Annotated in this window: 10 protein-coding genes; 3 read left to right on the top strand and 7 right to left on the bottom strand. The window is 26.0% G+C overall.

The genetic code is table 11. The features are described 5' to 3' along the window. Positions 1-121: 121 nt before the first annotated feature. Positions 122-1,411, bottom strand: coding sequence for a trigger factor (tig, locus tag ARA19_RS10040; protein WP_055070834.1), 1,290 nt, complete (start codon positions 1,409-1,411; stop codon positions 122-124). A 437-nt stretch (positions 1,412-1,848) separates the two neighbouring features. Between tig and ARA19_RS10045 the strand changes: the two genes are divergently transcribed. Continuing rightward, complete coding sequence (locus ARA19_RS10045) at positions 1,849-3,480, top strand: DEAD/DEAH box helicase (RefSeq protein ID WP_055070835.1); 1,632 nt, start codon at positions 1,849-1,851, stop codon at positions 3,478-3,480. A gap of 29 nt (positions 3,481-3,509) precedes the next feature. On the opposite strand, the gene ARA19_RS10050 is transcribed toward ARA19_RS10045, so the two are convergent. Continuing rightward, on the bottom strand, positions 3,510-3,695 hold the full coding sequence (locus ARA19_RS10050; RefSeq protein WP_055070836.1) for a hypothetical protein: 186 nt from the start codon (positions 3,693-3,695) through the stop codon (positions 3,510-3,512). 160 nt (positions 3,696-3,855) lie between these two features. On the opposite strand from ARA19_RS10050, the gene deoD reads away from it, so the two are divergent. Then, positions 3,856-4,563: a purine-nucleoside phosphorylase gene (gene deoD / locus ARA19_RS10055; RefSeq protein WP_055070837.1), complete on the top strand. Its 708-nt coding sequence runs from the start codon at positions 3,856-3,858 to the stop codon at positions 4,561-4,563. A 66-nt stretch (positions 4,564-4,629) separates the two neighbouring features. Here deoD and ARA19_RS10060 read toward each other — a convergent pair whose 3' ends face one another. From ARA19_RS10060 to ARA19_RS10070, 3 genes are all read right to left on the bottom strand, one after another. Next, on the bottom strand, positions 4,630-5,970 hold the full coding sequence (locus ARA19_RS10060) for a murein hydrolase activator EnvC family protein (RefSeq protein WP_055070838.1): 1,341 nt from the start codon (positions 5,968-5,970) through the stop codon (positions 4,630-4,632). Between the two features lie 379 nt (positions 5,971-6,349). Next, a complete protein-coding gene (locus ARA19_RS10065; protein ID WP_055070839.1) occupies positions 6,350-7,657 on the bottom strand; it encodes a TcaA 3rd/4th domain-containing protein in 1,308 nt (435 codons plus the stop codon). Between the two features lie 58 nt (positions 7,658-7,715). After that, on the bottom strand, positions 7,716-8,069 hold the full coding sequence (locus tag ARA19_RS10070; protein ID WP_055070840.1) for a hypothetical protein: 354 nt from the start codon (positions 8,067-8,069) through the stop codon (positions 7,716-7,718). Between the two features lie 669 nt (positions 8,070-8,738). Between ARA19_RS10070 and ARA19_RS10075 the strand changes: the two genes are divergently transcribed. Continuing rightward, positions 8,739-9,503 carry a histidinol-phosphatase HisJ family protein gene (locus tag ARA19_RS10075; RefSeq protein ID WP_055070841.1) on the top strand — a complete coding sequence of 255 codons (765 nt, stop codon included), beginning with the start codon at positions 8,739-8,741 and terminating at the stop codon, positions 9,501-9,503. A 123-nt stretch (positions 9,504-9,626) separates the two neighbouring features. Here ARA19_RS10075 and ARA19_RS10080 read toward each other — a convergent pair whose 3' ends face one another. Both ARA19_RS10080 and ARA19_RS10085 read right to left on the bottom strand, forming a co-directional pair. After that, positions 9,627-12,548 carry an insulinase family protein gene (locus tag ARA19_RS10080; protein WP_055070842.1) on the bottom strand — a complete coding sequence of 974 codons (2,922 nt, stop codon included), beginning with the start codon at positions 12,546-12,548 and terminating at the stop codon, positions 9,627-9,629. A gap of 269 nt (positions 12,549-12,817) precedes the next feature. Beyond that, positions 12,818-13,087, bottom strand: a complete 270-nt coding sequence (locus ARA19_RS10085; RefSeq protein ID WP_055070843.1) for a hypothetical protein — start codon at positions 13,085-13,087, stop codon at positions 12,818-12,820. Between the last annotated feature and the right edge of the window lie 39 nt (positions 13,088-13,126).

The raw sequence follows: 13,126 nt of genomic DNA on the forward strand, positions 1-13,126 counted from the left end.
AATACTTTCTACAATTTAATTATATAAAACTTTTTATCATTTGTTAATCAAATTATTAAAATAATTGCCAGAAAAAATATTCTGGCAATTATTTTGGAAAATTATATAATATTTAAGTAAATTATTTTTCTATTTTAGCTTCTTTAACTAACATATCAACAGTTTTATTTCTGATAATATCAGCTTTTAATGCTCTTTCTTGTGTAGCTATTAACATTTCAGCTATTTTTTCTGATTCTGCTCCGTACATTTTAGCTACTTCATTAGCTCTTTCTTTAACTTCTTCTTCAGTAGCATCTATTTTTTCTACATTTGTGATTTCTGATAATACTAAGTCAGTTTTAACTTTTCTTTCAGCATTTTCTTTCATGTATGATCTCATTTGCTCTTCAGTTTGACCTGTTAATTGGAAGTATTGAGCTAATCCAATTCCTTGGTATGATAATCTTTGTTCTAAATCTTTAACCATGTTAGTAGTTTCGTTTTCTATCATAACTTCTGGTATTTCTATTGTTGCATTATCAACAACAACATTTACTACAGCTTCTTTTAATTCTGCTTCAGCTCTTTCTTTGCTTACTTCTTCAGCTTTTTTAGTTAAATCAGCTTTTAATTCTGCTATAGTATCAAATTCTGAAACTTCTGTTGCAAATTCATCATCTAATTCTGGTAATTCTTTTACTTTTATGTCTTTAACAGTTACTTCGAATTTAGCTTCTTTACCGTTTAATTCTTCTTTTCCGTATTGCTCTGGGAATGTTACTATAACATCTTTCTTTTCTCCAGCAGCTAATCCTATTAATTGATCTTCAAAGTTGCCTATGAAAGTACCTGATCCGATTTCTAATTGATAATCTGTTCCTTCTCCACCTTCAAAAGCTACATCGTCAATAAATCCTTTAAAATCTATTACAGCGATATCTCCTTTTTCAACTTTTCCATCAACTTTACTTTCGATTCTTGCATTTTTTTCTTGCATATCTTTTAATTGTTTTTCTATTTCTTCTTCTTTTACTTCAGCACTTACTTCTTTAACTGAAACGCCTTTGTAATCACCTAATTTAACTTCTGGCATTACTGTTATTTTAGCTTTGTATATTAAGTCTTTTCCTTCACCAACTTCAACTATGTCAACCTCTGGTAAAGAAACTGGATTAACATCTTTTTCATCTAAAGCTTTTTCATAAGTTTCTCTTATACAAATGTCTATAGCATCGTTATATAAAACTTCAGCTCCATATTGCTTTTTAACTATAGCCATTGGAACTTTACCTTTTCTAAATCCTGGCACATTAAATCTATGTGCATTTTTTTTGAATGCTTTATCTAAAGCTTCTTTGAATTGTTTAGCCTCAACTTTTACTTCTAATTCTACTACGTTTGTTTCTATTTGTTGAACTTTAACTTCCATTATTATATTCCTCCTAAATTAAAAGCTCTATTATTTTCATCTTTTATTAAAATCATTTAATAACTTAGATATTATAACATATTATGTCTTTTTTTTTCAAATATTTATTTATAAAATCCTTACATTTAATAAATATATTTTACTTAATTAATAGCTTTATAAATATTATGATATTATTCCTTCTAATTATTTAATCTTTCCTAATTAAAGCTTAAATAATTATTTGATTATATAGAAATACTATGTTATGATTAACTTTGTGTAAAAAATAAAATTTATTATAAGATTCGAATTTTAATTGAAGTTATCTATAAGCAAAAATTATTTCCATATTGTAAAGAAATTTTTTTAATATTTTTAGCTAAAAGATAAATTTAAATGAAATATAAAACTAATCTAATTATAAAACTAATCTATTAAAAGAAAGAGGATAAAGAATGAAAAATATTAAATTTGAAGATTTAGGCTTAAAAGAAAGCCTACTTAGGTCTATAAAGGATATAGGATTTGAAGAAGCATCTCAAATCCAAGCAGAAAGCTTACCTATTACTATTCAAGGCTATGACATCATTGGTCAGGCCCAAACTGGAACTGGAAAAACTGCTGCCTTTGGTTGTGCAATAATTAATAATATGGATACAACAAAAAGAAGTAAATTTCCTAAAGCTCTTATATTAGCCCCAACTAGAGAATTAGCTATTCAAGTAAATGATGAACTTGTTAAATTATCTAAATATGATAAACTTAATATCTTACCAATCTATGGAGGTCAGCCAATAGATAGACAAATAAGATCACTTAAACAAGGTGTTGATATTGTTGTTGGTACTCCTGGAAGAATCCTTGATCATATCAGAAGAAAAAGTTTAGTATTAAGCGGAATAGACTTTTTAATTCTTGATGAAGCTGACGAAATGCTTAATATGGGATTCATAGATGATCTTGAAGAAATAGTTAAATCATTAAAACCAGAAAGACAAACTCTTCTATTCTCAGCAACTATGCCTGCTCAAATAAAAAAACTAGCTAAAAATTATATGAAACCTGATACTCAACATATAGTTATAAAGAAGAATTCTTTAACAGTTTCTAAAATTGCTCAATTTTATTTTGAAATAAAACATAGAGATAGATTTGAAACACTTTGTAGAGTAATAGATTTAGATGAGCCTAATGCTGCTATTATATTCTGTAAAACTAAAAAAGGTGTTGATGAAGTTGTTGAATCAATGCAAGCTAGAGGTTATGTTGTAGAAGGAATGCACGGAGACATGACTCAAAAGCATAGATCATTAACATTAAAGAAATTTAAAGAAGGTAATCTTGACTTCTTAGTTGCTACTGATGTTGCTGCTAGAGGTATTGATGTTGAAGGTGTTACTCATGTTATCAACTATGATTTACCACAAGATATTGAAAGTTATGTTCATAGAATAGGTAGAACTGGTAGAGCTAATAGAGAAGGAATTGCTTATTCCCTTGTTACACCTAAAGAATATATATTCTTAAAACAAATCCAAAAGCATACAAAAAGTGTTATACATAGAAAAAACATTCCTACTGCTGATGAAATATTTGAAACTAAATTTAAAAACATAGTAACAGATGTTAGAAAAACTATTAATGAAGAAGATTTTTCAAAATTCATTCCTGTTGCAACAGAGCTTGATGAAGAATTCAGCTTAGTAGATGTTGCTGCAGCACTTATGAAAATGTTATTTGATAAGAACTCAACTTTCGATTATACTACAAATGAAATAGAAAGCCCTAAATTTGATAAATCTGAAAGAAGTTCTAGAAAATCAGGAAGATTTGAAACATCATCATCTGAAACTAGATTATTTATATCTGTTGGTAAAAGAGATGGTTTAGGTCCTAAAACCTTAATAGACTTCCTTAGAACAAAGGCTAATGTAAGTCCTTCAAAAATAGGAAACATAGATTTAATGGAAAACTTCTGTTTTGTAAATGTAGATAATAAATCAGTAGATGCTATTCTTAAAAATTGTATCGGAAGTAAACTTAACAAAAGAAAAGTTAATATAGAAATAGCTAAAAAAAGAAAATAAAATAGAAACTAGAGGGTAGCCTCTAGTTTCTATTTTTTTATTTCAATTGTAGATTTTTTAGAACATTTTCCTGAACTTTTACAGCAGCTCCCACCTACACTTTTATATTTTTCCATTAAATTCAAATCTATTAAATCTTCTTCTGATAGAACAACTACATTAACATCATAATCTTCATAGTCATAACTATCTTTTAATAAAGTTTTTTCTCTCATATATTTACTCTCCTATTTAAATACAATAATTTAAAACTAGAATAATTAACAAAATACTAGTTTAATTAAATCTTATAAGATATTATAATAATAACATAATAATATTTTTTAATCACTAAAAATCTTATTTATATTTACACTTAATTAAGGAGGACTTAATATGAGCATTCATATCGAAGCAAAACAAGGACAAATCGCTGACACTGTTATACTACCTGGAGATCCATTAAGAGCTAAATTTATAGCTGATACATTTCTAGAAGATGTAATTTGCTATAATAACGTAAGAGGAATGCTTGGATTCACCGGAACCTACAAAGGAAAAAGAATATCTGTTCAAGGTACAGGAATGGGTATACCTTCAATTTCTATATATGTTAATGAACTTATAACTGAATATGGAGTAAAAAACCTTATGAGAGTTGGTACAGCAGGTGGAGTTCAAGAAAAAGTAAAAGTAAGGGATATCGTTTTAGCTATGTCAGCTCATACTGATTCTGCTATAAATAAAATAAGATTCAATGGACAAGATTTTGCTCCAACTGCATCCTTTGATTTACTAAAAATTGCTTATGATACTTCAATAAATAAAGGAATAACTCCTCATGTTGGTACTGTATTGACTTCTGATACTTTTTATAATGATGATCCTAATTCCTTTAAAAAATGGGCTAATTTTGGTGCTTTAGCTATTGAAATGGAAACTGCTGCATTATATACATTAGCAGCTAAATATTCCGTTAATGCTCTTACTCTATTAACAATTAGTGACCATTTAATAAGCGGAGAGCTAACAAGCTCCGAAGAAAGACAAACAACTTTCACAGCAATGATGGAAATTGCTTTAGAAACAGCATTAAAACTTTAAGCTTAAGTTAAAACAAAAATGAGTATCTTTAAAGTGGAACCCCATTTTAAAGATACTCTCTTTCTTTTATACATATTTTGTTGGATTTTGATGTTGACCATTAATTCTAATTTCGAAATGTAAATGTGGTCCTGTACTATATCCTGTAGAACCTACTTGAGCTATTACTTGCCCTTGACTAACTTTTTGTCCTACGCTAACATTTAATTGGCTTGAATGAGCATATAATGTGCTTTGACCATTTCCATGATCAATTATTACCATCTTTCCATAGGCTGTATGCCATCCTGCAGTTGTTACAGTTCCTGATTTTGACGCCTTTATTGCCGATCCATAAGAAGCACCATAGTCAACCCCTGTATGGAAGCTTTGTTTTCCAGTTACCGGATGGACTCTAGGCCCATATGGTGATGTTATTCCTCCACTTGCTGGTTTTATAAATCCTTGTGATGATGGAGCTGTTGCTCCTCCCTCATTTGAACTTGATCCACTTCCACTACCACTTGAACTACTTCCAGCATTATTAGAATTATTTTCAGTAGTATTTGATTTGCTTAAATTATTAAAATATGCTCTTAAATCTGCATTATCTTGATTATATTGTGCTATTTCTGTTTGTATAGCCTTTTCTTCGCTAGAAAGCTTATCATACTCGCTTTGTCTTTCTGATTCTATACTTGCTAATTTAGCTGCTTCTGTAGCATACACAGATTCTAATTCTTGAACTTTAGACTTAGCATTTTCTACTTCTGATTTTTTACTTTCTATTCCTTCTATATTCTTATTTAATTCGTTTTCTTTAGCTTTTAAGGAATTTTCCTTAGCTATTAAATCTTGTTTTGATTCTTCTACTTCCTTAATGAGTTTTTTATCAGTTTTAAGTATAGTTCCTATATTACTTATGTTGCTTATTAAGTCTCCTAATCCTTTTGAGTCAATAAGCATATAAATCATTTTATCTCCTACATTATTCATGTAGCTATATCTAAGCCTTTCATCAAGAATATCTTGTTTCTTATCAATTTCTTCTTGCTTTTTACTTATTTCTAATTTGTTATCGTTTATTTTTACTTTAATTTCATCAACCTTTTTATTTAATCCGTCTATTTCACCTTGTAAGCTGTTTATTTCATTTTCAAAACCTTTTATTTCTGTTCTTGTTTCAGTTAAAAGCTTATTTTGCTTATTTACTTGTTCTTGGATATCTTCTAACTTATTCTTTGCAGTAGATTTTTCTTCATTTACCTTATTTTTCTCTTTTTCAAGCTCTTCTATCTTTTTATTATTTTCTTCTATTTCACTATTTATTTCTTGCTGGGTTTTTGCAACAGCTAAAACACCATTTCCTACCATAGTTCCTGCTAAAGAGCAACACATAATAAGGGTTAGAATTTTACCTTTTTTCATCATTATCCCCCTTTGAATGATTTATTCTCATATAATTATACTAAATCTTTATATTCTGCTGTATATTCTTTTTTCATTATTTCCCTTTTTTTAACTTCTAATTAATATTATTCATTATTTGTTCTTACTAATTAAGTATTTATTAGAAATTATATCATATTTTAGAAATTTTATTCAACGGATAATTAAAACTTAATAAGAATGCTTAAATTTAAAATATCAATCCTGTTTATCTCTAGACTCATAGAAAATTGAAACATTACACTCAGATAAAACAGATATTGTATAGATTAGTTATCAGATAAAAATTTATAAAAAATCAGAGGTATTAATTTTCATGCCTCTGACTTAAAATTCTATTTTATGAATTTGTTTATACCTATTTTTCTAAATAGAAATTTTCTATATTAGTTATTACCCAGCTTCCATTTTTATAACTTATATCTACAAAGAAATTTTGATTTACTGACCTACTTTGGAGAGGTATTCCAAATATATCTTTCTTTATTAAGTAGTTAACAGAAGTTACAATTTTCCCATTATACTCTCCATTTTCAAATTTAATAGTACTTTTTTCTAAGTCAATATCTAAATTATCTAATTTATATATATTTTTTAATATAAAATATTTCTCATTCAATATTTCATATATTTTATTTTTCACTTCTTCTGTTGTACCCTTTATTTCTTCTTTATTTTCTTTATTTAAAGCTGAAAAAATACTATTGTAAAATACTTCCATAGACGTTTTTAACTGAGCTTTTAAATTTTCATTTTTTAGTTCTAAGTTAATATTTATAACTGGATTTTCTTTTATCTCTATTGGAGTACTTGTTATTTCTCCCCAAGGAGAATTATACTTCATTGATATTTTATAAGTTCCATCTGTAGGGAAAGGCCCTTTATCTATAAAATCTTTCGCTTTAACAGCTGTATCTTTATCGTTTATATATATCTTTCCATCTGGATAATCTGTCTTAACAGATATTTTTATTCCATTCAAAGGTATATTTGTACTTTCATTATCTGTTAATATTACTTTTTTCTCACTTTGTAAAACTGCATTCTTTCCCTTATATTCAAGCTTTATATCATAAATTCCTGGTGCTATTAAGTTAAGCTTTTTCTCCTTTCCAGAAATCACACCTTCACTTACACCATTTACATATAAATTTGCTCCATCTAAATCAGTTTTTATGTTTAACTCTCTATATTTTGTAGTAACATAATATTTTTTCCCTAACAAATAATCTTTTTCTTTAATATTCATTGAATAAATAGACTTTCCTGAATTCAAAGAATTTGTCAATTCAGAAATTCTATTCTTATTACTACTATAAAATTCAGTAACAGGCTTTAAATCTTCAGCATTTAAATTTTTATTCATATTGTCAACAACTATAATCTTAGATAAAGCTCTGTTATTTCCCTTGTCCAAAACGGTAGTTAATTTTTTTATAACGTAACTTTTGCTATTTTTTTGAACTGTAAAAAAACAACCTATAAATAGAACAAAAAAGAAACTTATAGAAATTATTAAAATTAATTTTCTATCAAACTTAATATTTAAAAATTTTTTACTTTTAATTGATTGGATTTTAACTTTAAGTCCTTCAAATTTTTCATTATTACACACTTTTTCTTTTATACTATTTAAACACTTTTTAATTTTCTCCTTTAAGGTCACCTCTTTTACCCCTTCCTAAATTACTCTTAAGGCTTTTTTAACTATACACTAAAATATATTATTCTTCTAATATGTTAATTATCCACTTATTACATCCCTTACATTTATATATTTGTATTCCAAATGGATATAAATTCATATTAGAAAATTTTTCAATACTTTCTTCTGATGCTCTAATTTCAGCTATTGAGAAGAATTCATCCTCTTCTGTTAAAGCTCCCATAAGTTCACTTATGTAATTATATTTTGTTCCATTACAACAATCATTTTTTTCAGCACATTCTATTTCTGAAATTTCAAGTTCATCTGAAAAGTCTTGTATAAGTTCTATAATATCTCTAAATTCCTCTATATTATCTTGAAATTCCTCCTCATAAAAATCTATGTTTCCTATTGTAAATAATTTTTTCATAATATCCTCCTAAATACTTTAAATTTTATCTTTTAGCGATTTTATGTAATCTTTCTTTTAAGTTATAAATAAACCTATACTTAGTCCAGGTGGAATTATAACTCCATCTGAATGCTTAGCTAAAGTTGTCTATAAGTGTGAGGCTGTTTATCTCCTACTTAATGGAAGATAAAAGTATTACATCCTCTAGCTATGAGATAAAAATATCTATGTTCTAAATAGATTTCACTAAAAATTCAACTAGAATTCTAATTTTATTAAGTAAGATTAAGTAAATTCATACTTAATCCTAAAAAATCTTCCTTATTCTAAGTCTCATTTTATAATCTAATTTTACCTAGTTTATTAAACAATGTAAATTAAATTTATTATTAATCCAAAATGAACCTTAATTTATAATATTTTAACTTTCTATAAAATATCTCTGTAATGACTAACTTCTATAATACCCTATTTTCCTACAAATTAAACATATACATATCTAGTAACTAAGTTTATTACCAGAAAATATACGGACTTGTAACTATAAATTGAATATATATCTAGCGCCCCTAAATAACTCCCCCCCTAAAATTTATATAAAGCTTTAATTCTCTCTAAATTAAATTTTACTTTATATGCTATACTTAAATTAAAGATTAGTTTTATAAATTTTCAGGAGGATATTTTATGATTTTTGATAGCCATATGCATAGTAAATTTTCCTTTGATTCTAAAATGGATTTTTCTCATATATTAGAAAAGAAAAAAGATTTAAATATAGGAATTATCTTAACAGACCATGTAGATTTAAATTTATCTTTTGTTCCTAAAATAAATATGACAAAATTAATTGAAGAAACAAAAACTTTTAAAAATGATAGTTTTTTAATCGGTTTAGAAATTGGATTATTTTTAGAAAATCCAAATATAATATTAGATTTTGTAAATGAAGAAACTAAAAATTTAGATTTTATATTAGGTTCAACTCATACTATAAATGGAGCAGATTTATATTATTCTTTAAAAGAAGATAATCGTTCAAAACATACAATTTATGAAGAGTATTTAAATACAATTCTTGAAAACATAAAAACCTTTGACTTCTTTGATTCTCTTTCACATATAGATTATATATGTAGATATGCTAATTTCCATGATAATGAACTTTATCTAGATGAATTTAAAGAGTTATTCACTAAAATCTTTCAAATACTCATTGAGAAAAACAAAGTTATAGAATTGAATACTAATAGACTAGAAAATAAAAAAAGTTTTGATGCCCTAGTTGATATCTATTCTTATTATAAAGAATTAGGTGGTAAATATATTACTGTAGGTTCTGATGCACATGTTAAAAGCAAAATTGGAAGAAATTTTGACCTTTTAAATGATTTTATTACTAGGACAGGCCTTAAAATAGTTTATTTCAAAAATCGAACTATGATTATTTAATAATGAAATATAATTAGAGTATAAATAAAATATATTTTAATTATATCTTTATTCTCTATAGAATTAAAAGAACTCCTTCACTTTGCTAAATCATAGCATTGTGAAAGAAGTTCTTTTTTAAATTTATTTAATTACTTTTTCAATATTTTCAAATAACTCTTTATTTTCCTTTAACTTTTCTTCATTACCTAAAGCACATATACAATCTTGGCTTAAAATATTTCTTAACATAGGCTCAAATGATTTTATAGTTTCTTTTGTAGCCTTTATTATATCTCCTCTTTCTTTTACCCTATCTTCATAAGTCACTCCACTTAAATAAAGTGATGTAGCTAATTCTCCTTTAACACTATTGCTTATAGGACTGTCTAACTTTCTAATTGTTCCAATTATATATTTTTGCATCTCTCTATCTGAAACATCAAAATCTTTTAAATAATCACTTATTCCATCAAATACATCAAAAGTCTCTTTTACTTTAGGGTCCCTATAAGATACAAATACTGTTCCACCATCTCTTCTAAAGTTTGACATAACACCATAGGCCCCGCCTTTTACCCTAACATTGTTCCAAAGATAATCAAAACCTAATATAGTTTCTAATAAATTAAGAGCTCCATTATATTTATAGCCACTATTAGTATAATCTCCACCTTTAGCTACATATTGAACATTTCCTTGAACTAATAAAGCTTCTTTTTTATTTTCATACTTAAGGTTATATTCATTGTATTTTACTTCTGAATTTTCTAAAGCTTCTATAAAACTCTTAATTGAAGATTCTAAATACTCATAATCTTTTTTAGTTCCTGAAAAACTTACTATTAAGTTATTTTTATTAAATAATTTTTTAGAAACACTTATAAGTTGCTCTTTAATTTTATCTAAATCAAAGTTTTCATCTAAATCTCTTATAAAGTAATAATAATCAAGACCTGTAAGTAGTTCATCATAAACTCCCTTTTCTGAAATATAAGCTAAGATTCTTTTAGTTGCTATTCTATGACCATTGTCAAAAATTGAACTTTCTATTCTAGATCTTTTTTCTGATAATATTTGTTTTATTCTCTTTTCATCATCTAAATTTGTATTTAAAAGAATATCCTTTAATAAATCAAATACAATAGCTAATTTATCATTTAAACATTTTAATGATACTTCAAAATAACTATTATAAGCTTTTTCTTTTCTTAAATTTGAAATACTATATGGGAAGTAAGATATTCCTCCAGTATTTATATTAACCTTATTAGCTAGCTTTTCATAGCTATAAGTCCCTGCTCCAACTTTACCTAAAATATCACTTAATAATGATAATACAGGAATTTCTTCCTTTGTTACTACCTTTGAATTAAAATATAAATTTAAATATGAAATTTCATTAGTATGGAATTCATGATGTAACACCTTTACTCCATCTATTTCTTTTTCTTCTAAAGGAAGTTTTTCTGGTTCCTTATCTATATCATCTAAGGAAAGTACTGGGATTGCTTCTAGAGCCTCTTTTGAATCTTCTTTTCCTTGTCTTTCCTTTAGTGCTTTACAACTGTCTATAGTTTTTATTAATTCATCTTTACTTAAACTATCTTTATATATTTTTAACTTTTCTTCTAATAATTTAGTTTTTTCTTGATTTAATCCTTTTTTAGGATGTAAAGCTACTAATGAACTATGACTATTATTTAATATATACTTCTCTATTAATTGTTCAAAATAATTTGTTGTTAAAGCTGTTTTAATTTTCTTAAGATCTTTATCATAAGTTAAATTAATTAAAGGATTTTCATCATATAACCAAGTATCCATAATTTTTAAATAATATATTAATCCCTTTGGATATGAACCATAATCTTCTTCTCTCAATTCAAACTCTACTCTGTTTATTGAAGCTTCTATTAATTCTTTGTCTATACCTTCTTTTACTAAGTTCTCTAAAGTCTTCATAACTAAAGATTTGAATTCTTCCTTTTTATCCTTAGAAGCATTCTTAACAATTATACTCATATATGGTTCTTTAATTCCATTATCAAAGTCCCCACTAACTGATTTACCTATTCCAGCATCTATTAATGCTTTCTTTAAAGGTGCAGCAGTACTTCTTAAAAGTAAATGAGTTAAAACCTCAAAAGCTAAATATAATTCACTATCTCCAGCTTTTCCAATGGCAAAGTTAAGACTATAAAAACTTTTATCTTCTAAATCTTCTTCATCTCCAACACCATAAAATAATTCTTCTTCTTTTAGCTTATCAAATGGAACTTGTGGATTTATTGTTGAATCAATATCTTCTTTTTCAAAATTTTTAAGATAATTTTCATTTATAAAAGCTAATTCTTCTTCTATGTTTCCATCTCCATATAAGAATATATATGAATTTGAAGGATGATAATATTTTTTATGGAAATTTATAAAGTTTTCATAAGTTAAATCTGGTATTCTATCTGGATCTCCACCTGATGATTCAGCATAAGTAGTATCTGGGTATAAGCTTCCAGCTATTTTTCTATATAATAATGAGTCAGGAGAAGAATATGCCCCTTTCATTTCATTATAAACAACACCATTATAAGTTATATCAGCATTTTCTTCTTCTAAATTATAATGCCATCCTTCTTGCATAAATATTTCTTTATATTTATATATATTTGGATATAAAACTGCATCTAAATAAACATCCATTAGATTAAAGAAATCCTTTTTATTTCTTGAAGCTACTGGATAAACTGTTTTATCTGGATAGGTCATAGCATTTAAAAATGTATTTAAAGATCCCTTTAAAAGTTCTACAAAAGGCTCCTTCATATCAAATTTTCTTGACCCACAAAGAACTGAATGCTCTAAAATATGTGCTACTCCAGTACTATCATTTGGTGGTGTTCTAAAGCCTATGGAAAATACCTTATTATCATCAGCACTTACGATTTTTATTAGTCTTGCTGCTGTTTTCTTATGTGAAAAAATTAAAGCTTCTGAATCTATTTCTTTTATATAATGTTTTTCTAGAAGTTCAAATCCTTCATAAACATTTCCTATATTTAAATTCATTTAATCATCTCCTTATATTATAATTATTTATCCAATAAAATTATATTATCATTTTTTGCTTTATTTATAATTTTATCATATAAAAATCTATTATACTTAATAAATATATCTAATTTTAATATATTTATCCATAAAAAAATAGAATTGTACCAATTAATCTTCTTTTCTTACTTATCTGAAATTGATACAACCCTATATTAAATTTCAATATAAATTAAAAAATTAAAGCTTAATATCTCTTCAAAGGATTAAGAGCATTGCCTAATTCTTTAGGAAAAAAACCTTATTATTGTATATAAAGAAAAAGCTATAATTGCTATTATAGTTATCTTAACATTACTCTTATTCTTTGCAATTTTATATTCAAAATATGCTCTTATAGATAAAAGAACTATTAATATTATACCTATTGTTTGATTTACTTCAGACCAATTACTTCCTGACATTACATAACTATAAAAATATCCGAAAACTAACGGGAATATTATACAAGCCAAAATACTTCTAATAAAACTTACCTTACCCTTAACTAACTTCACTATAACGCCCCCTTCTTTAATTTAATTTTACCAAATTTC

It is taken from the genome of Clostridium massiliamazoniense (assembly GCF_001403635.1).
Classification (GTDB): Bacteria; Bacillota; Clostridia; order Clostridiales; family Clostridiaceae; genus Sarcina; species Sarcina massiliamazoniense.